The 23,812-nt window shown below is 71.1% G+C and carries 25 protein-coding genes; 10 read left to right on the forward strand and 15 right to left on the reverse strand.

Features of this window, described 5'->3' with window-relative positions:
• The first annotated feature begins 44 nt into the window (after positions 1-44).
• Entirely contained in the window at positions 45-506 is a 462-nt protein-coding gene (locus tag ACZ48X_RS18215; RefSeq protein WP_336348340.1) for a hypothetical protein, read from the forward strand.
• A gap of 15 nt (positions 507-521) precedes the next feature.
• Here ACZ48X_RS18215 and ACZ48X_RS18220 read toward each other — a convergent pair whose 3' ends face one another.
• Together ACZ48X_RS18220 and ACZ48X_RS18225 are read right to left on the reverse strand one after the other, a co-directional pair.
• Positions 522-1,391: a hypothetical protein gene (locus tag ACZ48X_RS18220; protein ID WP_336348339.1), complete on the reverse strand. Its 870-nt coding sequence runs from the start codon at positions 1,389-1,391 to the stop codon at positions 522-524.
• Positions 1,392-1,447: 56 nt separating this feature from the next.
• Entirely contained in the window at positions 1,448-2,113 is a 666-nt protein-coding gene (locus ACZ48X_RS18225) for a hypothetical protein (protein ID WP_336348338.1), read from the reverse strand.
• Between the two features lie 103 nt (positions 2,114-2,216).
• Between ACZ48X_RS18225 and ACZ48X_RS18230 the strand changes: the two genes are divergently transcribed.
• The 3 genes from ACZ48X_RS18230 (at position 2,217) to ACZ48X_RS18240 (ending at position 4,851) form a co-directional block, all read left to right on the forward strand.
• Complete coding sequence (locus tag ACZ48X_RS18230) at positions 2,217-3,026, forward strand: hypothetical protein (protein WP_336348337.1); 810 nt, start codon at positions 2,217-2,219, stop codon at positions 3,024-3,026.
• A 76-nt stretch (positions 3,027-3,102) separates the two neighbouring features.
• Positions 3,103-3,900, forward strand: coding sequence for a hypothetical protein (locus tag ACZ48X_RS18235; RefSeq protein ID WP_336348336.1), 798 nt, complete (start codon positions 3,103-3,105; stop codon positions 3,898-3,900).
• 72 nt (positions 3,901-3,972) lie between these two features.
• Positions 3,973-4,851 carry a hypothetical protein gene (locus ACZ48X_RS18240; RefSeq protein ID WP_336348335.1) on the forward strand — a complete coding sequence of 293 codons (879 nt, stop codon included), beginning with the start codon at positions 3,973-3,975 and terminating at the stop codon, positions 4,849-4,851.
• Between the two features lie 205 nt (positions 4,852-5,056).
• Here the strand turns inward: ACZ48X_RS18240 and purH are convergent, their stop codons facing one another.
• Positions 5,057-6,709, reverse strand: coding sequence for a bifunctional phosphoribosylaminoimidazolecarboxamide formyltransferase/IMP cyclohydrolase (purH, locus tag ACZ48X_RS18245; protein WP_336348334.1), 1,653 nt, complete (start codon positions 6,707-6,709; stop codon positions 5,057-5,059).
• Between the two features lie 167 nt (positions 6,710-6,876).
• Here purH and purB point away from each other — a divergent pair, with 167 nt between their 5' ends.
• A complete protein-coding gene (gene purB / locus ACZ48X_RS18250; RefSeq protein ID WP_336348333.1) occupies positions 6,877-8,259 on the forward strand; it encodes an adenylosuccinate lyase in 1,383 nt (460 codons plus the stop codon).
• A 17-nt stretch (positions 8,260-8,276) separates the two neighbouring features.
• On the opposite strand, the gene ACZ48X_RS18255 is transcribed toward purB, so the two are convergent.
• From ACZ48X_RS18255 to dapA, 9 genes are all read right to left on the reverse strand, one after another.
• The gene (locus ACZ48X_RS18255; protein WP_336348332.1) at positions 8,277-8,885 is read right to left on the reverse strand and encodes a TetR/AcrR family transcriptional regulator; all 609 of its coding nucleotides are present in this window, start codon (positions 8,883-8,885) and stop codon (positions 8,277-8,279) included.
• Between the two features lie 91 nt (positions 8,886-8,976).
• Positions 8,977-9,765: an ABC transporter permease subunit gene (locus ACZ48X_RS18260; RefSeq protein WP_336348331.1), complete on the reverse strand. Its 789-nt coding sequence runs from the start codon at positions 9,763-9,765 to the stop codon at positions 8,977-8,979.
• Complete coding sequence (locus tag ACZ48X_RS18265) at positions 9,765-10,865, reverse strand: ABC transporter ATP-binding protein (RefSeq protein WP_336348330.1); 1,101 nt, start codon at positions 10,863-10,865, stop codon at positions 9,765-9,767. The genes ACZ48X_RS18260 and ACZ48X_RS18265 overlap by 1 nt, the downstream gene beginning before the upstream one ends.
• A gap of 105 nt (positions 10,866-10,970) precedes the next feature.
• A complete protein-coding gene (locus tag ACZ48X_RS18270; protein ID WP_336348329.1) occupies positions 10,971-12,197 on the reverse strand; it encodes a M20/M25/M40 family metallo-hydrolase in 1,227 nt (408 codons plus the stop codon).
• On the reverse strand, positions 12,194-13,051 hold the full coding sequence (gene dapF / locus ACZ48X_RS18275) for a diaminopimelate epimerase (RefSeq protein ID WP_336348328.1): 858 nt from the start codon (positions 13,049-13,051) through the stop codon (positions 12,194-12,196). Before dapF ends, ACZ48X_RS18270 begins: the two co-directional genes overlap by 4 nt.
• A 118-nt stretch (positions 13,052-13,169) precedes the next feature.
• Entirely contained in the window at positions 13,170-14,507 is a 1,338-nt protein-coding gene (gene lysA, locus ACZ48X_RS18280; protein ID WP_336348327.1) for a diaminopimelate decarboxylase, read from the reverse strand.
• The gene (locus ACZ48X_RS18285; protein ID WP_336348326.1) at positions 14,504-15,340 is read right to left on the reverse strand and encodes a 2,3,4,5-tetrahydropyridine-2,6-dicarboxylate N-succinyltransferase; all 837 of its coding nucleotides are present in this window, start codon (positions 15,338-15,340) and stop codon (positions 14,504-14,506) included. Before ACZ48X_RS18285 ends, lysA begins: the two co-directional genes overlap by 4 nt.
• Positions 15,337-16,185 carry a 4-hydroxy-tetrahydrodipicolinate reductase gene (gene dapB / locus ACZ48X_RS18290; RefSeq protein WP_336348325.1) on the reverse strand — a complete coding sequence of 283 codons (849 nt, stop codon included), beginning with the start codon at positions 16,183-16,185 and terminating at the stop codon, positions 15,337-15,339. Before dapB ends, ACZ48X_RS18285 begins: the two co-directional genes overlap by 4 nt.
• On the reverse strand, positions 16,185-17,138 hold the full coding sequence (dapA, locus tag ACZ48X_RS18295) for a 4-hydroxy-tetrahydrodipicolinate synthase (protein ID WP_336348324.1): 954 nt from the start codon (positions 17,136-17,138) through the stop codon (positions 16,185-16,187). The genes dapB and dapA overlap by 1 nt, the downstream gene beginning before the upstream one ends.
• Before the next feature lie 375 nt (positions 17,139-17,513).
• Between dapA and ACZ48X_RS18300 the strand changes: the two genes are divergently transcribed.
• Positions 17,514-18,011, forward strand: a complete 498-nt coding sequence (locus ACZ48X_RS18300; protein WP_323675184.1) for a LabA-like NYN domain-containing protein — start codon at positions 17,514-17,516, stop codon at positions 18,009-18,011.
• Positions 18,012-18,155: 144 nt separating this feature from the next.
• On the opposite strand, the gene ACZ48X_RS18305 is transcribed toward ACZ48X_RS18300, so the two are convergent.
• Complete coding sequence (locus ACZ48X_RS18305; RefSeq protein WP_336348323.1) at positions 18,156-18,332, reverse strand: hypothetical protein; 177 nt, start codon at positions 18,330-18,332, stop codon at positions 18,156-18,158.
• Between the two features lie 191 nt (positions 18,333-18,523).
• Here ACZ48X_RS18305 and ACZ48X_RS18310 point away from each other — a divergent pair, with 191 nt between their 5' ends.
• From ACZ48X_RS18310 to ACZ48X_RS18320, 3 genes are all read left to right on the forward strand, one after another.
• Positions 18,524-19,003: a PUA domain-containing protein gene (locus tag ACZ48X_RS18310; RefSeq protein WP_336348322.1), complete on the forward strand. Its 480-nt coding sequence runs from the start codon at positions 18,524-18,526 to the stop codon at positions 19,001-19,003.
• Between the two features lie 94 nt (positions 19,004-19,097).
• Positions 19,098-19,496, forward strand: coding sequence for a nascent polypeptide-associated complex protein (locus tag ACZ48X_RS18315; RefSeq protein WP_336348321.1), 399 nt, complete (start codon positions 19,098-19,100; stop codon positions 19,494-19,496).
• Positions 19,493-20,221, forward strand: a complete 729-nt coding sequence (locus ACZ48X_RS18320) for a tRNA (adenine-N1)-methyltransferase (RefSeq protein ID WP_336348320.1) — start codon at positions 19,493-19,495, stop codon at positions 20,219-20,221. The genes ACZ48X_RS18315 and ACZ48X_RS18320 overlap by 4 nt, the downstream gene beginning before the upstream one ends.
• A 36-nt stretch (positions 20,222-20,257) precedes the next feature.
• On the opposite strand, the gene ACZ48X_RS18325 is transcribed toward ACZ48X_RS18320, so the two are convergent.
• Positions 20,258-21,640 carry a hypothetical protein gene (locus ACZ48X_RS18325; protein ID WP_336348319.1) on the reverse strand — a complete coding sequence of 461 codons (1,383 nt, stop codon included), beginning with the start codon at positions 21,638-21,640 and terminating at the stop codon, positions 20,258-20,260.
• A 60-nt stretch (positions 21,641-21,700) separates the two neighbouring features.
• Between ACZ48X_RS18325 and ACZ48X_RS18330 the strand changes: the two genes are divergently transcribed.
• A complete protein-coding gene (locus ACZ48X_RS18330) occupies positions 21,701-22,261 on the forward strand; it encodes an NUDIX hydrolase (RefSeq protein ID WP_336348318.1) in 561 nt (186 codons plus the stop codon).
• Between the two features lies 1 nt (position 22,262).
• Here ACZ48X_RS18330 and ACZ48X_RS18335 read toward each other — a convergent pair whose 3' ends face one another.
• The gene (locus ACZ48X_RS18335; protein WP_336348317.1) at positions 22,263-23,654 is read right to left on the reverse strand and encodes a hypothetical protein; all 1,392 of its coding nucleotides are present in this window, start codon (positions 23,652-23,654) and stop codon (positions 22,263-22,265) included.
• Positions 23,655-23,812 lie beyond the last annotated feature (158 nt).

Here is a 23,812-nt window from a genome sequence, read left to right on the forward strand (position 1 = left end):
ACCCAACGCCGGGGTTCTTGCGGGACGCGGCCGAACCCGGTTGCGTGCGACGACGACCCCTGCTCGTCGCCGCGACCGGCCTCGCAGCCGGGAGCGGTGGCTGCCTCGCTGGACTCCCTGCCACCGGCACCGACACGTTCACCGTCTCGAACCCGCCGGAGTCGCTCCGCGAGCGCGGTGCCTGCGACGAGGACTGGGTGCGAGCGTCCGTGTCGTTCGCCGGGCCGCTGGACGAGGTGGGCGACGAGGCGGCAGTCGTCCCGTACCGCGACCTCGCCGACCCCGCCAAGCTCGTCGTCCGCTACTACCTCGACCGCGGGAGCGCCGTCGCCTGCGAGGGCGACGACCCGACGGCGTTCCAGTCGCTGCTCTCGGCGCTCACCGACGCGTCGGACCGGTACCGCGAACGCCACGACGAACCGCCCGAGAACATCTCCGTTCGGGTTGCAGACAGCTATTATCGACTCGATCGCCTCCTGCTCTACGACCAGGTCCTCGAGGGCTGACCCCCTCGCCCGACCTCACCGCACGTGCGACTGCACCCAGAAGACCCCCGAGACGTCCTCGCCGGCTTCGGGCACGCGGCCGTCGATAGCGTGCGCGCCGGCGTACAGCCACGTCTCGTAGTCGGTGCCGTCGCCGTCCCTGGTGAGCGGCACGCGGAACCGGTAGCCGTTCGCGTCGAAGAACGGGACGCGCTGGACCTCTCTGACCGTGGTCTGGAACGCGAAGTCCGCGACGCCACCGCCCTCGACGGGCGCGAACCCCGCCATCCCGCGCGTGGAGAACTCGCCGCCGTCGTCGGTCTCGTACGTCTCCTCGTCCGCGAGCTCGACGGCGTACGCGAGCGCCGCGAGTTCGACCTCGGCGTCGCCGAGCGGGACGCCGCCGACGCCCCACGCGCTCGCGCCGTACGTCGCGAACTCCTCCGGGCCGAGGACGATCGTCGCGTCCGCCTCCAGGTCGGTCTCCCACGGCGTCACGTCGGTCACGGTCGTCTCGTGGACGACGCCGTCCCCGACCGGGTACGCGGTCAGGACGTCGCCGTCCTCGCGGAGGACGCGAGCGCGCAAGTGGCCAGCGCCGTACTCGACGGCGTCCACGCCCTCGACGCGGCTCTCGCGGACGCGCCCTTCGTCGAGCGTCGTCGCGACGACGCGTTGCAGCGCCGCGTCCGAGTCGACCGCGGTATCCCAGTGGCGGCCGTGCCCGCCGCCGCGACGCCGCGGCCCCGGCTGCGGGTCCAGCGCCGCCGCGTCCGCGTCCACGCCCCACTCGCCGCTCGCGCCGTCCCCGCCAGCGTCGGCACCGTCGCTCTCGTCACCGTCGTCTGTCGCGTCCGCGTCGCCGCCGCGACCGAGCGCGCGACGCATCGCGTCGAACAACCCCATGGAACCGTCGACGGGCCGCCGAGAGAAGAAACCTGCGAGGGAGAAGCCGCCAGCGCCTACCGTCGATCGTGGTCCACGTCCACGCCGGCGCGGTCGTGCGCCCCGACCTCAGCATCGTGGTCGCCGCCGGCACCCTCGAGCACGTCGGGGTCGCCGCCTGCAACCTCGTAGACGTCGTCCGTGTTGGTCTTCCCTCGAGCGAGGTCCGCCCGGAACGCTCTATCGAATGCGTCGTCGCCGTCCGCCATCGACCACTCCGTCGCCGACTCCTCGTCGGCCAGCACGCGCTCGAGCTCCCGCTCCAGCTCGTCCTCCGTGAGCTCGCCGGCCGCGTACCGGTGCGCGACGGCCTCGCGGCGGTCATCGACCGTCGGCGCGACCCGCCGCGACACCTTCCCCTCGACCAGCCACGGAACGAGCCGTTCGACGGCGCGAGCGACGCGCTCCAGTCGCTCGCTCCGCGGGAGCTCCGCGAGCCTGAGCGCCCGAACCAGCAACCACCCGAGCGCACCGGCGCCCACCACCGTGAGCGTCGCGAGCCCGAGCAGGAACGGTAGCGCCGCACGGAGCGCGACTACCAACAGAACGTCACCGGCCGCCGCACCCGCGACCGCCGACACCACCGCGACCGCGCCCGCGACCGTCACACTCACCCCCGCCAGCACGGACAGCACCAGCACCACCGACAACCACCGCAGCCGTCGGTCCGAGAGTACGCTCATACCGCCAGATTCGCGGTACACAGTAGAAAAACCCACGCACGATTCGGCCGAAGGCGCGCGACGCTCCCGAAGGCACTTACCTGCGGCCGCGTCATCCCCGAGCGTGCGACGCCGCGCCCTCCTCGCCACCGTCGGCTCGACCGTCCCCGCCAGCCTTGCCGGCTGCGCCCTCCTGGGTCCCGAGCGCGAGGTCGGTGCGGGCGACGTCGTCGAACTCGACGCCGGCGAGGTGACGCTCGGCGAGCTTTCCGTGCAGTCGTCGTTCGTCGACGACACCACCGCGCCCGCGGCCGTCCACGGCGACGCAGGCACGGCCTACGTCGTCCTCGACTGCGACCTCCGCGCGTACAACGCACCCATCGAGGACCTCCCGCTCGCGGTCGAACGCGGCGCGGACCGACTCGCGGGTGCCGCGGGCGCGCTCGCCTCCGGCGCCGGCGACGGCCAGCCGCGTATCGCGTTCCCCGTGCCCGCGGGCGACGCGCTCGACGGATTCGACGCACCGTCGACGACGACGGGCGGCGATTCCGGGAGTGCCTGGCGCGTGGTCCTCACGGACGCGGACGACCGCGAAAGACGGTACCCGCTCGACCGTGCGCTCCAGCGGCGACTACGCTCCCCGCCGGCGTGGCGCGTCGCCGTCGACCCGCCCGACGCGGTCCCTGAGGCTGGGACCGCCCGCGCCTGGGCGACGGCGACGAACGCCGGCGACACCCCCGGTCGACTCGCGGCGCTGCTCACGCACGACGCCGCCACCGACCTCTACTGGACCCACGAGTTCGACGCCGACGTCGGCGGCGAGTCCACGTTCGGCTTCCGGTTCGGGTGCCTCTGCGGGGACCGCGACGAACTCGAACTCACGCTCGACTGGGGGCAGGACGCCTGGACCGGCACCGTCCCGGTCGAGACGTGACACGCTGCGCCGTCGACGCACGACGCGGGTGCGTACCAGCCGAAGACACTTGTCGGAGCAACCGACAGACCCACGCATGCGCCGCCGTGCCCTCCTCGCCTCCGCCGCGTCGACCGCCAGCACGACCCTCGCCCTCGGCACCGCCGGCTGCATCGCCGGGCCGCTCGGCGGGTCGCGAGAAATCGAAGCGGGAGACGTGGTCACCCTCGGCGGCGTCGACTTCGAGGTCGGCGACCTCCGCCTGCAGTCGACGTTCGTCGAGCAAGGCCGCCCGTTCTGGTACTGGAACGCGAAGCAGAATCCTCGCGGCCGGTTCGCGGTCCTCCCACTGACGCCGACCGGCGAGGACTCGTCGGACGCTGCGGACGTCATTCAGGACACCGTCGTCCACGTCGAGGTCGACGATGAGGAGGCCAGCAGCGGCGCGCTCGTGAACGAGAACGACCAGGACGGCTACCGACTCGCCGCGAGCGTCCCCGACCGCGACGCCGTCCAGGACGCCGCCGTCGTCCTCGGGAACGACGGGGCTGCACGCTACCCGCTGACCGACGCTCAGCGCGACGTCCTCGCGGACCCACCCACCTACTCGACCACGCTCGACGTCCCAGCGGAAACCGGCGGCGCAACCGTCCCCGTCGAGTTCGCCGTCACGAACGACGGCGCGACCCCCGGCACCGTCGCGTGGACGACGACCCACAGCGTCATCGAGGACGCCTGGTGGACGTACCGCACGACCGTCCCACCCGGCGAGACCGTCAGCGCCGAACACGTCCACGACACGCGCGTCGACGAGGAGAGCTACGACACCGTTCAGGTCGTCGTCGACTACGGGCTCGGGGAACAGGACTTCGACGTCGCGGTCGTCGACGACTGACCGCGCGTCGGTGGCCCGCGTCCGTCGACGCCGGGCCGAAGACACTTACCGACGGCCCGGCCAGCCTCCTGCATGCGCCGCCGCGCCCTCCTCGGAGCGACCGCCAGCAACGCGCTCGCGCTCGGCCTCGCCGGCTGTCTCGACGCGGACACCGGCGACGACGCCGACACCACGACCGGCGGAACGAACGAACCCGCGAGCCGTTCGAACACGACCGACGGCTCGTCGACGCCCGACGCGCCGCGCGTCGTCGGCGAGGACGACGAGGTCGACCTCGGGTCCGTCACCGTGGAACTCGGCGCGCTCGACCTCCAGTCGTCGTTCGTGGAGTACGGCTGGCCGGTCTGGGACGCCCACGGCCACGCCGACCACCTCATGGTCGTCCTCGACGTTCGCGTCCTCGACGCGAGCACGGACCGCGCGACCGAGCTGTTCAGCGACCCACCCGTTCGCGCTCGCGTCGACGACGACGCAGTGACCGACGGAGGGTACGCCCGCCTCGAAGACAACCAACCCGAGGAGTTCGCCGTCGCCGTCCCCACCGGTGACCACGACACCGCCAGCGTCGTCCTCGACACCGCGAACGGCACCGCCCGATACCCGCTCGACGACGCCCACCTCGCCACGCTCCGCGACCCCCCGAAACTCGACGTCACCCCACACGTCCCCGACACCGTCACCGGCGGCCCACTCCGATACGAACTCGAAGTCCACAACAACGGCGGAAGCCCCGCCACCCTCGTCGCCACCAGCACGCACAACGCCATCCACGACAAGTGGTGGACCCGCGGCGACACCATCACCCCCGGCAACACCGAAACCATCCCCTTCGAACCCTACGCCCCAACCGACGGCGACAGCTACGAACTCGAACTCACCCTCGACTGGGGCCTCAACAGTCTCACACGAACCATCAGCATCGAGAGCGACGACGAAACCACCACCGACTGACCACGTGCACCGTCTCCAGACCCGGCCTCGCTCCGCTCGGCCGCGTCTGGAGGCGGGCGAGACTCGCTCCGCTCGTCTCGCTGCCTTCCGGCACTCCCTCACTGACGTTCAGTCATGTCGGAAGTCGTGCGAGACGGTCGCGCTCGCTCACTGCGTTCGCTCGCGCGCTGCGACTCGCCGATTTCCGGCACTCAATCGCTGACGCTCAATCGTGCCGGAAACACCGCTGCCCGGTCAGCACCATCGTCATTCCGAGCTCGTTCGCCGCTTCGATGACCTTGTCGTCGTTCTTCGACCCGCCGGGTTGGATGACGGCCTCGATACCGGCTTCGGCGGCTTCCTCGACGGCGTCCGGGAACGGGAAGAACGCGTCCGACCCCATCACGGCGCCCTCCGCCGTCTTGCCTTCGGCGTCGCGCTCGGCTTTCATCGCCGCGATCTCGACCGCATCGACTCTGGAGACCTGGCCGACGCCGAGCCCGACGGTTTCGGTGCCCTTCGCGAACACGATACCGTTCGATTTGACGTGCTTCTGGACCTTCCACGCGAACAGCATCGACTCCAGCTCTTCCTCGGTGGGTTCGCGCTCGGTGACGACCTCGAGGTCCTCGCGCGTGACGGGTTCGAGGTCGCGCTCCTGGACGAGGCGGCCGCCGACGAGTTCCTTGCTCGTGAAGCGCTCGCGGTCGTCGACGAGTTCGCCGTCGTCAGAGTAGGCAGTCAGGTGGCCGACGTCGAGCACGCGGAGGTTCTTCTTCGCGGTGAGGACGTCGAGCGCGTCGTCGGTGTAGCCGGGGGCGACGACGACCTCCTTGAACGAGTCCGCGACGCGTTCGGCGGTGTCGGCGTCGCACTCGCGGTTGAGGGCGACGATACCGCCGAACGCGGACTTCGCGTCGGTCGCGAGCGCGTCCGAGTACGCCTCGGCGAGGGTGTCCGCGGTCGCGCAGCCCGCGGGGTTGGTGTGCTTGATGACCGCCGCGGCGGGTTCGTCGAACTCCTTGATGAGGTTCAGCGCGCCGTCGGCGTCGTTGTAGTTGTTGTAGCTGAGTGCCTTCGCGCCCTCGTTCAACTGGTCGGCGTGGACGACGCTCGCCTCCTCGCTCGTCGCGTCCGCGTAGAGCGCGGCGTCCTGATGCGGGTTCTCGCCGTACCGGAGGTCCGCGTGGCGGTCCTCGGTGACGACGCGGCGCTCCGGGAGTCCGCCTTCGTCGTCCGCGTCGTCGCCCTCGACGCTGACGGTGTTCGCGTCCACGTCGACGGTGACGCGGTCCTCGGCGAACCACTTCACGGCGCGCGGGTACGCCTTGAACTCGCCCTCGTAGAGGACGCGCTCGGCGAGCGAATCCTCGTCGTCGCCCTCGTAGACCGGGACGGGCTCTTGCGTGACGATGGGGCCGCCGTCGACCTTCTCGTCGACGACGTTCCCGTCGTCGTCCGTGGCGTCGGTGACGACGTGCACCGTGCAGCCCGTGGTCTTCGCGCCGGCGTCGAGCGCGTCGCCCCACGCGTCCATGCCGGGGAACGACGGGAGGAGGCTCGGGTGGACGTTGATCGTCGTCGGCATCGCGTCGAGGAAGGTATCGGAGAGGATGCGCATGTAGCCGTCGAGGCAGACGAGGTCGACGTCGTACTCGGCGAGGGCGTCGACGAGTCGCTGCTCGTGCTCGCGTCGGGATTCGTCGTCGCCGCGTTCGACGGCGACCGTGGGGATGCCCCGGTCCGCTGCCTTCTCGAGGACGGGTGCGTCGGCGTGATTGGATGCGACGACGGCGAGGTCGGCGCCGCCGGGCTGGAGGTCCTGGACGTGCACGAGGTTCCGGCCGCGGTTCGAGGCGAGGCCCGCGATGCGTGTCATACCTACAGCCGCTTTCGCTGGCGGGTTAGTGGTTTCGGTCCAGACCGCGAATGTATGCACGAACGAGCATAACTGTGCCGCGAGTGCCCTGAGTATCGCCACGAGTATGCACGCCCGTGTGGTTGCGTTCCGACACGCTTTTCCCGACACCGGTGGCAGTTCCGGCCATGACAGACCCCCTGCTGGCCGTCTCGCCACTGGACGGCCGGTACGCCTCGCGGACCAGTCCGCTCGCGCCGTACGCGAGCGAGTCCGCGCTGATGCGCGCTCGCGTCCAGGTCGAGGTCGAGTACCTCCTCGCCCTGAGCGACCTCGACGCCACGCCCCTGGAGATATCGGACGCGCAGGCGGCCGAACTCCGGTCGTGCTACGAGGACTGGTCGACCGAGGACGCCCAGGTCGTCAAGCAGATAGAGGTCGACGGCTACGGCGACTACTCGGCGACGAACCACGACGTGAAGGCCGTCGAGTACTACGTCCGCCTGAATCAGCCGGAGGGCCTCGACGCCGCGAACTGGATCCACTTCGGGCTCACGAGCGAGGACGTGAACAACCTCGCGCACCGCCTGCTCGCGAAGGGTGCCGTCGAGGACGTCCTCCTCCCCGAGCTCCGCGAGATACGGGACACGCTCACCGAGATGGCTCGCGAGCACCGAGACGTCCCGATGCTCGCACGCACGCACGGCCAGCCCGCGACCCCGACGACGTTCGGGAAGGAGATGGCGGTGTACGCCGCCCGCCTCGGGCGGACCACTGCCAGGGTCGCGAGCGCCGCCGCCGACCTCAGCGGGAAGCTCGCCGGTGCATCCGGCACGTACGCCGCGCATCACGCCGCGTACCCGGACGTCGACTGGCGGGCGTTCGCTCGCGAGTTCGTCACCGACCTCGGCCTCGGGTTCACGCCGCTCGCGTCACAGGTGAACCCCTGCGACGACCTCGCGGCGCTGTTCGACGCGCTCCGCGGCGCGAACCAGGTCCTGCTCGACCTCGACCTCGACGTCTGGCTGTACGTCAGCCAGCGCTACCTCGGACAGGAAGCCACCGAGGGCGAGACGGGGAGTTCGACGATGCCGCACAAGGTCAACCCCATCGACTTCGAGAACTCGGAAGGGAACCTCTCGAAAGCGAACTCGGACCTCAACTTCCTCGCGGAGTACGTCACCACGTCCAGGCTCCAGCGCGACCTCTCCGATTCGACCGTGAAACGCAACATCGGCGGGGCGTTCGCGCACTGCCTCATCGCGTACGGTAAGACCCAGAACGGGCTCGCGAAGGTCGTCCCGAACGAGCACGTGATGCGCGAGGACCTCGAATCCACGCCGGAGATACTCGGCGAAGCCATCCAGACCATCCTCCGCCGCGAGGGCGACACCGACGCCTACGAGCGCGTCAAGGCCCTCACCAGAGGGAAGCGCGTGACGATGGAGGACTTCCACGCCCTCTTCGACGACCTCGACGTCGACGACGGCGTCCGCGAGGAACTCAAGACGCTCACGCCGACGGGGTACGTCGGCGTGGCGAGCGACCTCGTCGACGACGTGGACGAGTAAGGGACGTTACGGACCAGTCAATCCGTCGTCAATCCCTTCGCGACGGCGCGGATGACGAGGTCGCGGGTCTCGCGGTACGTGTCGCCGCCACCGAGGTCGTCGATGTGCAGCGTCAGCAGCGAGACCGCGCGGATGGCGTTCGCGACCGTCTCCGGGTCCGGGCCGTCGACCGCGCCGGCCTCGTACCACGCTTCGACGTAGGGCAGGAAGTACGCGAGCGATTCCTGGCGTTCGGCCTCCAGTTCCGCGTCCGTGTGGACGTTCCTGAGCCGCTGGAGGTCGTCGTCGTCGACGAGCAACTGCTCGATGAGCGGGTTCGTCTCGATCTCGTCCATGAGGCGCGTGAGGAACGCGACGATGACCGCCTCCGGGTCGTCGTCCTCGCGCTCGAACGGCGCGACGAGCTCGGGGAGGAGACGTTCGCCCTCGCGGTCGAGCACCTCGAGGAACAGGGCTTCCTTCGAGTCGAAGAACTGGTAGAACGTCCCGTTCGCGATACCGACCGGGTCGGTGAGGTCGGCGATGGTCGTCTTCGAGAGCCCGTAGCGCTCGAAGAGCTCGCGGCCCGCCGCGACGAGCTCCTCGCGGATGCGTTCCCGGTCCGCGTCACTGAAGCCGCTGCTCATCTCTCACCTCGACGTTCGACCCGACGGACTCGACGCTTCCGGTTCGCGACGTGACGTCGACGGGACGACCGCGAGTGGCGTCCGGTGCGGGTCATGCAACGTCCTTCCGCTGGAAGTACGCGCGACTCGCGAGCACGAGGACGACCGCGGCGGCGAGCAGGACGCCGGCGCCCTGGAGGTCCCACTCGCTCGAGACGAGCACCGCGGTCGGGTCGTAGTACCGCGACGGCGAGAGCGTGCCGAGCCACGCGACGTCGGTGCCGGCGGTGACGGAGTCGAGCAGGAAGAACCCGAAGAACCCGCCGGCTGCGACGCGCTGGGCGACGCTCGCACGGTCGAAGACGACGGAGGCGAGGAGGCCGACGCCGGCGGCGACCAGCAGGTAGGGCACGGCGAGCGCGTGCACCATCGCCAGGTCGGCGATCGCGATGGACTCGTCGATGCCGAGGACGGCGAGGTAGACGACGACCGGCGTGACGACGTTCACGACGACGAGCGGGACGAGGATGCTCGCGAACTTCTCCAGGAGGACCTTCGACCGAGTCACTGGAAGGGAGAGGAGCATGTCCATGCGGCCGCGGTCGACGTCGTCCGCGACGAGGCTGGCGGCGGCGTACGCGAAGTAGATGCCGAGCAGGAGCACCCACCCGAACGCGTACAGTTCCGCGGCGAGGAACCCCTCGATGGTGTTCAGGGACTGCAGGCCGAACGCCTGCTGGAGTGCGGGCGGGAGCGACGCGACGTACGCGTCCAGGTCGATACCCTCGCTGATGGACGGGAACATCCAGACGTAGAGCGCGACGAGCACCGCGAACCCGGCGGTCATCACGGCCGTTCCTTTGACGCGTCGACGCCCGTAGTACCGCGCGAACTCGAACATCAGGCGTCACCCCCGTGGCCGGCGTCCGCGCCCGCTGGCATCGGGTCGTCGCCGCGGTCGGTCGACTCGGTGCGGGCGTCTCCGGTCCCGGCTCCGGCAACGTCGGCCCCGGTGTCGACGCCGACGGTCTCGTCGTCGTAGAACCGCATGAAGACGCGCTCGAGGGGTGCTTCCTCGACGTCGAGTTCGAGGACGTGGAAGCCGTCGAGGTAGTCGACGAGCGCGTCGAACGACCCCGTGTACGTGAACGTCAACTCGGCGAACGCGGTTCCGGTCGCGTCCGCGTCTCGCTCGTCGCTCCCCTCGCCGGCCCCGCCGGCGGTCGCCATCGGGAGGTCCGCGTATCCGCCGTCGACGGACTGGACCGTGAGCTCGTGCACGCCGTCGAGGGAGACGTCCTCGCGCGCCACGTCGGCGGCGACGCGAACTCGAACGTACTTGCCGGCGCGCTGGAGGACGTCCGCGACGGACGCCACCTCGACGATGCGGCCGTCGCGGATGATACCGATGCGGTCGCAGACCCGGCGGACCTCGCTGAGGACGTGCGAGGACAGGAAGAACGTCTTCCCGGCGGCCTTCTCCTGGCGGACGAAGTCGTTGAACGTCCGCTGGACGAGCGGGTCCAGGCCGGCGGTGGGTTCGTCCATCACGAGGAGGTCGGGGTCGTGCATGAACGCCTGGACGAGCCCGAGCTTCTGGCGTTGCCCGGTGGAGTACCCGCGTATCTCGCGGTCGACCGGGACCTCGAACAGCTCGAGGAGTTCCTCGCGTCGCGAGTCGCCCTTGACGCTCGCGTGGAGGTCGAGGACCTCGCGGCCGGTCGCCTCGTCGTCGAACGCGGGGTTCGCGGGGAGGTACCCGATTCGTTCGCGCGCGTCGACGAGCGCGCCCTCGTCGTCGACGTCCGCGCCGAGGACGGTCGCGGTCCCGCTGGTCGGGGACTGGAAGCCCATGATGGTCCGGATGGTGGTGGTCTTCCCGGCGCCGTTCGGGCCGAGGTACCCGAAGACCTCGCCGGACTCGACGTCGAGGGTGACGTCGTCGTTCGCGCGGACGTCCCCGTAGTCCTTCGTCAACCCCGCTATCGATATCGCGCTCATGACAGGAACTACGCGGAATGAACGTATGAATCTACCGTTCAGATATTTTTGAGAGGCCGAGACAGCCGTCCTGGGCGGTTTCGGGGCCGTCGTCGAAGAAACAGATCAGTCGAGGAGTGCGTGGAGCGCGTCGGCGACGACGGTGGCGGCGCGCTCGACGTCGCTCGCGTGGACGTACTCGCGCGGGGAGTGCGCGACGGCGCCGTCGTCGTCCGCGAGCACGCCCGGCCCGAAGACGACGGTCGGCGCGAGCGCGGCGAAGTACGACGCCTCGGTCGCCGCCCCGAACGGTCGCGGCGAGCGCGCGCCGGCGTCGACGAGCGCGTCCACGACCCGCGCTCCCTCGTCGGTCGCCCACGCCTCGAGGAACGGCGTCTCGCGCTCCGTGAACGCGAACTCGACGCCGACGTCACCCGGGACCGCCTCGCGGAGGTGCGCGAGGAGCGCGTCCCGGAACCCGGCGGCGGTCTCCGGCGGGACCGACCGCCGGTCGAGGACGACGCTCGCGCTCGCCGGCACCTGATTCGTCGCGGTGCCGCCGTCGACGACCGTCGGCGTGAGCGTCGCCGCGCCGAGCTGGTCGTGGACCGGCGGCGCGTCGGCGCGATCGTCGAACGTCCCGACCGCCCCCAGCGCGTCCTCGAGGGCGGCGACCGCGTTCGTCCCGGAATCGGGTTCCGCGGCGTGCGCGTTCTCACCGCGGAGCGTCAGCGTCCCCTGGAACCGGCCCTTCGCGGCGGTGCACGCCGCGAGGTCGGTGGGTTCGCCGACGACGAACGCGTCCGCGTCCTGGATGGCCGCCACTGGTGCGGGCGCATCGGCGGTCCCGCCGGCCGTAACGAGGTGGTGCGCGCCCTCGCTCAGCGTCTCCTCGTCGGGCGTCACCGCGAGCGTCACCGCACCCGCGACGGACGCGTCGCGGTCGTCGTTCTCGTCGCGGTCGCCGGCGTCTTCCCGCTCGTGAGCGGCGACCACGCGGTCGACTGCGAGGAAGCCCGCGAGCAGCGCCGCGAGCGGCCCGCCGGCGTCGCACGTCCCGCGACCGCGGAGGACGTCGCCGTCGCGCTCGAACGGGACGTCCGGCGGGACCGTGTCGACGTGCGTGTTCAGGACGACGTGCGGCCCGCTGGTCGGGTCGCCGGTCGTCGCGAGCACGTTCCCCGCGTCGTCGACGGTCGCGTCCACGCCCGACGCCGCGTACTCGTCGATGGTCTCGACGAGGTACTCGCGGGCGTCGTCGACGCGCTCGTGGGTCTCGAACGACGCGAGCGAGACGAGGAAGGAGACCGGGTCGAAGTCACCGCCAGCGGACGCGTCGTCGCCTGCGGTCACGGCTGCGGCTCGACGCGGTCGACGGTCGCCGCGGCCTCGCCGTCGAACTCGTGCGCGACCGGCCCGGTCAGCGTCGCCGCGCCGTCCTCCGGGAACGACACGACGAGGTCGCCGCCCGGCGGGGAGACGTGCACGACGTCCGCCGCGATGCGGTCCCGGACGCGCGCCGCCGCCGCGATCGCGACCGCACCCGTCCCGCACGACGCGGTCTCGCCCTCGACGCCGCGCTCGTACGTCCGCTGGTCGAACCCGCCGTCCTCGCGCCGCGAGGCGAACGTCACGTTCGCGCCCTCTGGAAACGCGTCGTGACTCCGGATCGGCGGTGCGACCGCGTCGACGTCCACCGCGTCGACGTCGTCGACGAACGCGACCGCGTGCGGGACGCCCGTGTTCAACGCGGTCACGGCGTACCCTTCGAGGTCCTCGCCGAGCATCGGCTCGTCGTACTCGTCGGCGAGCGGCACGACCTCCGGCTCGAAGCGCGGCTCGCCCATCTCGATGGCGACGTCGTCGCCTTCGCGGCGCGCGTGCCGGGTCCCGGCCTGCGTGTCTATCATGACGTCCGCGGCGCCAGTGCGCTCCATCGCCCATTCGGCGGCGACGCGCGCACCGTTCCCGCACATCGCCGCGGTCGACCCGTCGGGCTGGACGAGCGTCATGACGACCCGCGGCGGGTCGAAGCGGTCCTCGAGCGCGAGGAAGAGCACGCCGTCCGCGCCGACGCCGTCGGCTCGGTCGCAGTGCCGGGTCGCGAACGCGGCACGGTCGGGGACGTACTCGTTCGCGTCCACGACGAGGAAGTCGTTCCCCGTGCCGTGGTACTTCTCGAACCCGACCTCGTCGTGGACGCTCATCGCTCGCCTCCGCGCGCACCGCGGCGGGTGCTGGCGTCGGTCGCGAGTTCGTGGTTCGCTGGCTGTTCGGGTCGAAGCGGGGCGTGACTGCGTCGGTGATGGGTGTGTCGCTGTACGTTCATAGTTCCAGAGTCGTGATGTCGCTGAGCGTCTCGCGGCGTCGCGCGAGCGACGCCGAACCGTCTTCGAGGACTGCGGTCGCGGGCCGCGGCCGCGTGTTGTAGTTGCTCGCCATCTCGTAGCCGTACGCGCCGGCGTTCCCGATGGCGAGCACGTCGCCGCGGACCGGTTCGGCGAGCGGGCGGTCCTCGGCGAAGACGTCGCTCGATTCGCAGATGGGGCCGGTGACGGTCGCACGCACCTCGCCGCGACCGTCACCCCCTGCGGTAACGTTTCGAATCGGATGATACGAGCCGTAGATGGCGGGGCGCGCGAGCGTGGTCATGCCGGCGTCGACGCCGAGCACGGTGGTGTCGGGGGTCTCCTTGACGGTGTTGACGTCGGTGAGGAGGACGCCGGCGTCGGCGACGAGGTAGCGGCCGGGTTCGACGACGAGTTGCGCGTCGACGTCGCCGAGCGCGTCGCGGGTGGCGTCCGCGACGGCGTCGAGGTCGAGTGGTGCGTCGGCTTCGCGGTAGGGGACGCCGAGGCCGCCGCCGACGTCCACGAACTCGAGGTCGTGCGCGGCGTCGAACTCGCGGGCGACGTCGCCGACGCGCGCGACCATCTCGCGGTGCGCGTCCAGGTCGTCGGCGTCGTGGATGCCCGACCCGGCGTGGGCGTGCACGCCGACGACGTCCATGCCGGCCTGGGTGGCGGTCTCGGCTACGTCGAGCGCGCGGTCGCGCGGCACGCCGAACTTCGCGTTCGCGCCGGTCTGGACCTTCTCGTGGTGACCGGCGCCGACGCCGGGGTTGACGCGCACACACAGGCGGCCGTCGTAGCCGCGGGTCGCGAGTCGCGCGACGGTGTCCTCGGCGCCGACGGTGACGGTGAGGTCGGCGGCGACGCCGTCGGTCCACAACTCGACGACCGTGTCCAGGTCGACCGCAGGTGGGTTCACGGCGGTGTAGTGCACGCGGTCGCTCGGGACGCCGGCGTCGAGCGCGCGGACGACCTCGCCGGCGCTCGCGCACTCCACGCCCGCGCCCTCGTCGTCGAGCGCCTCGAAGACGTCCCCGAGCGCGTTCGCCTTCGCGGCGTAGTGCACGGCCGCGTCCGGGAACGCCGCGGCGAGCCGCCGGTAGTTCTCGCGCACGCGGTCGAGGTCGAGCACGTAGCTCGGGCTCCCGTACTGGCGGCGCAGGTCCAGCAGGGTGTCGGCGTCCCAGTCCGCGAGCCGTCGCACTTCGGGACCGCCGTCGCACGCGGCGCCGGACTCGCCAGCGCCGTCGCACACAGCGCCGGACTCGCCGGTGCCGTCGTCGCCCGTTCGGCTCGCGGACTCCTCGCTCATTCTCGAAGTACCTCCTCGCGCTCGGTCGCCTCCAGGGTCTCCTCGCCGAGGTCCGTGGCGACGACCGCGGGCTTGTACGCCGCCCCCGGGATGAGGTCCTCGTCGCTCACGCTCGACTCGACGTACCGCTGGAACGCACGGCGCTCCGCGGGGAGCTCGCCGTAGTACACCTCGTCGTCGACGAGGTCGTACACGGGAATCCTGGGGGTCAGGAGCGTGTTCTCGCCGACCACCGAATTCTCGCCGACGACGAACCCCGACGTGACCCGGCAGCCCGCGCCCAGCGAGACGCCGTCCTCGACGACGACCGGCGTCCCCTCGACGGGCTCGAGCACGCCCCCGATGAGCGTGTTCGCACCGAGCTTCACGTCCGCGCCGATCTGCGCGCACGAGCCGACGGTGTCGCAGGAGTCGACGAGCGTCCCGTCGCCGACGTACGCGCCGATGTTGACGAAGCTCGGACTCATGAGGATGCAGTCCGCGCCGACGTGCGCGCCCGTGCGGACGACCGTACCGTCGGGCGTGTTCCGCGAGCCACGCTGGCCGTAGTCGCTCGTATCCTGCAAGGGGAGGACGTCGTTGTACGTCACGCCGCCGTACTCGTACTGGTCGATGCCGTGCGTCGCGAACACGAGGAGGATGCCCTGCTTCACCCACGCGTTCGCCTCCCAGCGACCCGGCCCGTCGCCGGTCGGTTCCGCAGCGCGCACGTCGCCCGCTTCGAGCGCGTCGAGGAACTCGTGGAGGACGTCGTGGACGTGATGCGCGTCCGCGTCGAGGTCACCGGCCTCGTGTCGCGCCCAGAGGTCGGCGACGTCGGCTTCCAGACTCATTGCTCCCCTCCAGCGTCCCCGGGTACTTGACCGTCGTCGGTACCGACCATATCTGCCGACCCCGCGGCGACGACGTCTTCGAACGCGTAGAAGCCGGGGTCGCGCCCGGAGAGCCAGTCGGCGGCGTCGAGCGCGCCCGCGGCGAACACGCCGCGGTCGGTCGCGCGATGCTGGAGGCGGAGCTCCTCGTGGTTCCCGGCGACGACGAGCTCGTGCTCGCCGGGGACGTCGCCCGCGCGCAGCGAGTGCACGCCGACCTCACCCGGTTCGCGGAGCGATTCGCCCTCGCGTCCGTGCACGCGCTCGCCGGCAGCGTCGCCGGCGTCGACGTCGTGACGCTCGCGGGCGTCGTCGACCGCGTCGAGCATCGCCTCGGCGGTCCCGCTCGGGGCGTCGCGCTTCCCGTTGTGGTGCGCCTCGACGAGTTCGACGTCGTACCCCGGGAGCGCTGCGACCGCGTCGCCGACGAGCGCGAGCAACGCCTGGACGCCACGAGCGAAGTTCGCCGCCTGCAGGACGGGAATATGGTCGCTCGCCGCCTCGAGCGCGGCCTGCTGGTCGTCGCCGAGGCCGGTCGTTCCGGTGACGAACGCGACGCCCGCGTCCGCGCACGCCTCGGCGTACGCGACGCAGGAGTCGGGGCCCGTGAAGTCCACGACGACGTTCGGCTCGTGCTCGTCGACGAGCGCCTCGAAATCCTCGCTCGCGTCGACGTCGACGCCGTGAGCGGGCGATGCCGGTGGGTTCCGCGCGGTCGCGAACACGACCTCGTACCCGCGGGCGACGGCTTCCTCGAGCACCTCGCCGCCGGTGCGACCGGTCGCGCCCGTGACCGCCACGCGCATCAGGAATCCACCTCCGCGAGCTGGTCGTCGGCGGAGCCGTCACCGCGGTCGTACTGCTCGCGCTCGAAGTCGTCGAGGTCGTCGAGCACCGCCGCGAGGTCGTCGCGGTACTCCGGCGCGAGCCGGCCGAGCGGCGACCGCAACTCGGGCGCGTGATGCCCGCGAATGTGCATCGCCTCCTTGACCGGAATCGGGTTCGTCTCCCAGAACAGCGCCCTGTTCAGCTCGCCGAGCTCGTGATGGATCGCTCGGGCGGTCTCGTAGTCGCCGGCGAGCGCGGCGCCGACCATCGCGGTCGTCCGCTCGGGTTCGACGTTCGCGACCACCGAGATGGTGCCCTGGCCGCCCATCGAGCAGATGGGGAGCGTGAGCGCGTCGTCGCCCGAGAGCACCGCGAACTCCTCGTCGCGCGTCCGCTCGACGATCTCCGTTATCTGGCCGAGGTCGCCGGACGCGGCCTTGAACCCCACAATGTTCTCGTGGGCGGCGAGCGCCACCGCGGTATCGGGCTCGATGTTCCGGCCCGTCCGCGAGGGCACGTTGTACACGATCTGGGGCGCGTCGATCTCGTCGGCGAGCGTCTCGTAGTGCGCGCGGAGGCCGCGCTGCTCGGGCTTGTTGTAGTACGGCGAGATGAGCAGGAGCGCGTCCGCGCCCGCCTCGACGGAGCGCTCGCCGAGGTCGAGCGCCTCGCGGGTGTTGTTCGAGCCCGCACCGGCGATGACGGGGACGTCGTCGACGGCGTCGGCGACCGCCTCGACGACCTCGACGTGCTCGTCGTGCGTGAGGGTCGCGGACTCGCCGGTCGAACCGACGGGGACGACGCCGTCGACGCCAGCGGCTTCGACGCGTCGGGCGTTCTCGCGGAGTGTCTCGAAGTCGATGCTGCCGTCGCTCGCGAACGGCGTGGTGAGCGCGGGGTAGACGCCGCGCAGGTCGATGTGGTCTGTCATTACGTGGGGTTCGGCTGTCGGATTGCGGATGTCGGCGTTCGATGTCGGACGCGATTCGGGTCGTCGGTATCGCCCGGAACGGGGGTGCTACGCCCGCTGCGAGCGGCTATCGCGTCCGTTTGCCGAATGTAAAACCAGCTGTGGCACTCTCGGGCCGGGAGCGAACCGGTCGCGAGGTGTCACGCCGCATTATGAGATTCGAGGGGGACCGAGTGGCATAATGTTTGTGCCGACCGCAGAAAGTGCCCGTGTCACCCAGCGATACCGTGGTTCGTGCTCACACGGCGCGCTGCTATGCGGGGTCGTGGATGCGGGGTGTTCGCTGGTGCCGGGTCGGTAGCAAGACCCTTCAGGGAGACGGCCGCAGTTCGAGGCATGACCGACATCCATCCCGGCCAGCGCGTCGCGGTGCTCGCCGACTCCCAGAACCTCTACCATACGGCGCAATCGAAGTACACGCGGAACATCGACTACTCGTCGCTGCTGGAGAAGGCCGTACAGGACCGGACGTTGACGCGCGCCATCGCGTACGTCATCCGCGCGGACCACGAGGAGGAGGAGTCGTTCTTCGACGCGCTCGTCGACATCGGATTCGAGACGAAGATCAAGGACATCAAGACGTTCGCCGACGGGTCGAAGAAAGCAGATTGGGACGTCGGGATGAGCCTCGACGCGGTCACGCTCGCGGACCACGTCGACACCGTCGTCCTCTGCACGGGCGACGGCGACTTCTCGCGGCTCTGCAGTCACCTCCGCCACGAGGGCGTGCGCGTCGAAGCGATGGGCTTCCAGACGTCGACGAGCGAGGACCTCGTCGACGCCGTCGACGAGTTCATCGACCTCGAGGAACGCCACGAGACGTTCCTGCTCTGAGCGCGGCGTCGTTCGCACCGCGACCGCTCGACGGACAGCACGAGTGCTCGACGGACAGCACGAGTGCTCGACGGACAGCACGAGTGCTCGACGGACAGCGCGGGTGCTATCGAGCGTGTTGCGTGCAGCGAGAAGGGAGAGGACTCAGACCGGGCGGCCTTCGCCGGACGTTCCGACGAGGAGTGCGCCCGCTGCCATGGTCAGGGAGGCGACGCCTCCGACGAGGAGCGGGAGGACGCTGTCCGTCGGGCTGAGTGCGAAGAGCGCTGCCGTGCTCGCAACGAGCAGGAGCGCGCCGAGTGCGACTTTCGTTGTGTCCATGCGTACACGCCTAGTGCGGTTCTCCAAGGTTATATCTTTCTCTCTCGAAATACCTGAGAAATATGCTACCGCGTCTCATGCAAGACCAGGATGAATCGTGAACGAACGTGATATTCTGTCGGTCGTCGGTCACCACGGACCCGCCGAGTCGCTTCGACACCCTTTCGGTCCGCACTCGCGAACGCCTCGCCATGACCACGGACGCCTTCGCGGACGCCGCCCGCGCCCGAACCGTCGCCGACTACCAGTTCGGCGCCGGCGCCGGCGACGCGCTGTTCCCCGCCGACGACGAGTACGACGTGAAGCGAACGTCGAGCGGCCGCATCGAGCAGGTCGCCGTCGGCGACGACCGCCTCGTCACGCTCGGCACCGACGGCCGGTACACGCTCGGCATCGAAGCCGGCCGCCGCCTCGTCGCCGGCCTCGGCGACGACGCCTACCAGGTCGTCGTCGGCGACGAGAGCGAACCGTTCGTCCGCGACGGCAAGAACGTCTTCGCGAAGTTCGTCACCGACGCCGACCCCCAGATCCGTCCGTACGACGAGGTCGCGGTCGTCCACGAGGACTCTGGGGACGTCCTCGCGGTCGGTCGCGCCGAACTCCCCGCCGACGCCATGCTCGACTTCGACGCCGGGATGGCCGTCCAGGTGCGCGACGGCGCCGACGAGTAGCGGTCCCGACGAGCCGCGAGCGCGCCGTCGGGCGTCTTCGACCCGGACGCGACCGTTCGTCACTCTTTTGCTCGTCGACGCAGGACTCTCGGGTATGTTTGGAGGAGGCGGCGGCGGCATGAACCCGCGCAAGATGCAGCAGATGATGAAGCAGATGGGTATCGACGTCGACGAGCTCGACGTCGAGGAGGTCATCATCCGGACCGCGGACGAGGAGCTGTACTTCTCGGACGCGCAGGTGACGAAGATGGACGCTCGCGGCCAGGAGACCTACCAGGTCGTCGGGTCGCCCGACACCCGCGAGAAGGGCGGCGGTGACGCGCCCGCAGTCGAGTCCGGCGACGCGGACGGCGACGCCGACGATGCGGGCATCCCGGACGACGACGTCGAGCTCGTCGCGATGCGCGCCGGCGTCCCCGAGGACCAGGCCCGCGAGGCCCTGGAGGCGAACGACGGCGACCTCGCCGCGGCCGTCTCCGAGCTCGAAGAGTGAGCGTCCTCCTCGTCCACGAGGACCGCGAGTACCTCCGCGCTCCCGGGGACGAACTCCACACGGACCTGGGCGTGCTCGACGTCCCCGAGGACGTCGAACACGGCGACGTCCTCGAGACGCATCTCGGCGAGACGTTCACGGTCCGGCCGCTCCGCGGCCCGGACCTCTTCGAGCACTTCGAGCGCACCGGCGCGCCGATGATGCCGCGAGACGTCGGCCTCGTCGTCGGAAATACCGGCGTCGCAGCAGGTGATCGCGTGCTCGACGCCGGAACCGGCACGGGCGTCCTGTCGGCGTACCTCGGCCGCATGGGCGCGGACGTGACGACGTACGAGCGCGACCCCGAGTTCGCGGACGTCGCTCGCGAGAACATGCGGCTCGCGGGCGTCGACGACAACGTGGACGTCCGTACGGGCGACCTCACCGAGGAACTGGACGCGCACGCCGACGAGTCCTACGACGTCCTCACGCTCGACACCGGCGACGCCGCGGACGTCGTCGCGCGAGCGCCCGAGGTCCTGCGCTACGGCGGGTTCGTCGCGGTGTACTCGCCGTTCGTCGAACAGACCCGCGAAGCCGTCGAAGCCGCTCGCGAGGCGGGCCTGCAGGACGCCCGCACGGACGAGACCATCCAGCGACCGATGGACTTCGACGACCGCGGGAGCCGACCCGCGACCGGCGGCGTCGGCCACACCGGCTACCTGACGTTCGCGCGGAAGTACTGATTCTCGCGGCTTCGGTGCTGGTTCGACGCGACCGCTTCAGGCGGTCTGGGCGCGTTCGACGACGCGTTCGCCGGTCACCGGTTTGCCGGCGCCGATGCGGTACGCGACGACGCCGACGAGCGCGGCGACGAGCGCGACGGGCGTCACGATGAACGCGACGAACCCGGGACCGAATCCGCCGACGGGCGTGGCCGGAAGCACGGCGAGGACGGGCGTCGCGAGCACGAGTGCGGTGACGGCGGCGACGGGCCAGCCGACGCGCCCGTCGTAGACGCCGACGAGGTAGAACCCGCCGACGGCGACGGTGAACGTCGCCACGACGACGTTCACGAAGGACCCGGAGAGTGCCACGGCGATGGCGCCGCCGACGCCGACGGTGCCGGCGACGCGGAGCGCGGCCTCGCGGAGGTTCGCCACCGCGGGAGCGCGCGCGGTGAGCGCGCCGAACGCGGCGATGCCGGCGGGGAGCGCGAGCAGTTCCAGGTTCCGGTCGAGCAGCGGGCCGTAGCCGTCGACGAGCGCGTACGCGCCGCCTCCGACGACCGCGAGCGCGGCGACGACCGCGAGCCAGCGGGCGTCTCGCGCCGGATCACTGCTCCCGCCGAGGACGAACAGGCACGCGGCGAGCGCCGCGGCGAGCACGAGCGCGCTCGGGCCGCCCGCCATCACGGCGTCGCCGAGCATCGCCGGCCCCACGGCGAGCGCGACGCCGAGTTCGCCGCCGGCACTCGCGACGACGCCCTCGCTGGGTGCGAACGCGACGTACGTCCCCGATTCGAGGTGCCCGGGCGCGTCGTAGTCCGCGTTCCCGTTCCAGACGACGCGCTCGCCGTCGAGCGACCCGTTCCCGGTCGCCGCGAGGTCCTCGACCACGCCGCTGCGCGGTGCGTTCACGACGCGCGCGTCGTCGTCGCCGTAGAGGACGAGGCGGTCCGCGTTCAGCTGGACGCCCACCCGTGACTCGCCGAACAGCGTCAGTATCGTCGTCCCACCAGGGCCGCTGCGTGCCGCGTCCGGGATGGTCCACGCGACGACGAGTTCGTCGCCAGCGAACGACGCCGTGACGTTCCGCGCACCGCGCTCGTCGCCGACGTACCGGTACTCGAACGCCTCGTCGACCACGGCGTCGACCGCGCTCTCGTTCCCGCGGAGCGCGCTCGCGGTGTCGTTCGTGACCGTGACGCGAGCGCGGAACCGCGCGCTGTCGTCGTCCTGTACTCGCATCACGACCTCGCTCTCGACGACCTCGAGTTCGACGCCCGCGTCGTCGCTCGCGTACTCGACGTGGCGCGCACACACCGGACACACCGGGTCCGGGGGCGTGCTCGCCGTCGCCGGCACGACCGCGAGCGGCGCGAGGACGCTCGCGACCGCGAGGACCGCGAACGTGACCGCGATAGCGCGATGGAGGGCGCTCATACCAACGCGGTGCGCCCGGCGACGGTAAGTGTCTTGTCCGAGAACCCGGTGTCATCAGGCATGGTCGAGGAGTGGGAGCACGACGGGGACGAGGAGCGCGTCGCGACCGCGGGCTCGCTGGCGCTCGTCCGCGAGGGCCTCGTCCGCCCGGACGGCGTCCGCGACGAGCACGCGTACGTGGACGCAGGCGACGAGGACACACCAGAGGCGGTCGCGGTGGTCGCGCTCACGCCCGACGGCGACGTGGTGCTCGTCGAGCAGTACCGGCCGACGTTCGGCGAGGCGTGCGTCGAGTGCCCCGCCGGCGGCGTGCGCGACGGCGAGTCCTTCGAGTCAGCGGCGCGTCGCGAACTCCGCGAGGAGACCGGGTACGCGGTCGAGAGTCGGAACGTCCACGTCCTCCAGACGTACCGACCGATGGGCGTCGCGAGGGTCCGCCGTGCGGTCGCGGTCGCGACCGACGTCGAACCGACCCCAGACGGCGCGGACCCGGACGCGGACGAGTTCCTGGACGTGCACGTCGTCGACCCCGACGAAGCCATGGGGGTCGCGACGAGCGCCGAGGCGACCGGGTGGACGCTCACGCCGCTCTTGCTCGCCGACCGCGCCGGATACCTCTGAGTCAGTCGGCGGTCGCCGCGGGGCCTTCTCCGGACCCGCGCCGCTCCGTGCCGCCGCGACGGCGGCCGAGCGCGAACAGCGGCACGCCGACGAGCGCGACGACCAGCACCCACGCGAGGCCGAGCGGCGGCGCGAAGTTCGACGGCGAGAGCGTCGGGAACGCCAGACAGACGGGTGCGAGCGCGAACGCGACCGCGACCGCGAGCGTCGGACGGATTCCGCGCGTCGTCGCCACGCCGAGCGCGCCGAGGAGGAGGACGCTCGTCGACGACGCCCAGAGCGCCGCCGTCCCCGGTGCCGCGACCGCGGCCGCGAACGACCCGACGGCGAGTACCGGGAGGACGTACAGCACCGCGGTCGGGAGTCGAGCGACCGGTCGCCGGACGCGACCGCCGACCACCGCGAGCGCACCCGCGAGGACTGCGGCGACGACGACCCCGGGAACGGTCGCGAGCACCGTCATCCCGAGGCCGCCGAGCCCGAACCACGCGAGCGCCACGTACGTCACTGCGAGGCCGGCGACCGTGGCCGCGGCGTACCCGACCGCGAGGCGGCCAGGCGAGGACCACGCCGCGTCGTCCCACTCTGGGCCGTCGAACCGGTGCGCGACGAGCGCGAACAGCCCCGCGAGCGCGCCGGCGAGCACCCCGGCGATCCAGGATACCGACAGCACGCGCGGAACCTCCGTGCTCGCCTCCGACGTCCAGATGCTCGCCGCCGCGCTCACGTAACTCGCCGCGCCGGCGTCGGGCGCCCACGCGACGTACCCGCCGTACCCGACGAACCGCGAGCCGTCCGTCGCCACGAACCGTATCGCGTCCCCGCCCCAGCCGTCCGGCGCGCGGACGATCACGTGGTCGTCGGGCCCGAGGACCGTCGCCTCGTCGACCTGGAGGTCGATACCGCCGACCGTGCCGTTCCGGCGGAACAGGTCGGTATAGACGACGCCCCCGTAGCCGTCGCGAGCCACGTCGTCGAGCGCGAACCGGACCGTCACCGTCCGGTCGTCGATACCGGCGCGGACGTTCTCGACGCCCTGGACGACCGCCCCGCTCACCCAGTGCGAGCGCTCGCTCCGCTCGGGCGTGACGAACGCGTCCCGCGCGACCGCGTCGAGGAGCGACGCGTTCTCGTGGAAGCGGTTCGCGGCGCGCTCGTCGACGCGGAGCGTCGCCTCCCCGGTCGCCGTGCCGTTCTCGTGGAAGCGGAGCGTGAGTTCGCTTCGCTGTACCGTCGCGTTCGCGCCGTGGTCCGCGGCCGCGTCCTCGAACCCGCCAGTACACCCGCCACAGAGCGGGACCGGCGGGTGCGCGCCGGCCGCTGGCGCCGGCGCGACGACGACGAGCGCGAGGACCGCGACCACGGCGACCACGGGGACCAACCTGCGAGTCACGACTCGACCGTCTCCCCGAACTGACAAGAAACCACGCCAGAGTGAAACGCCGACTGTACCGGCCACGAACTGGAGCGGTCCGCTCCCCGTGTCATTCCCCGATAATTGCGGCCAGAAACACCACGAAGCATTTGTCCGACGGCTAGGTCGTGCCCAAC

It is taken from the genome of Halorubellus litoreus (assembly GCF_055378595.1).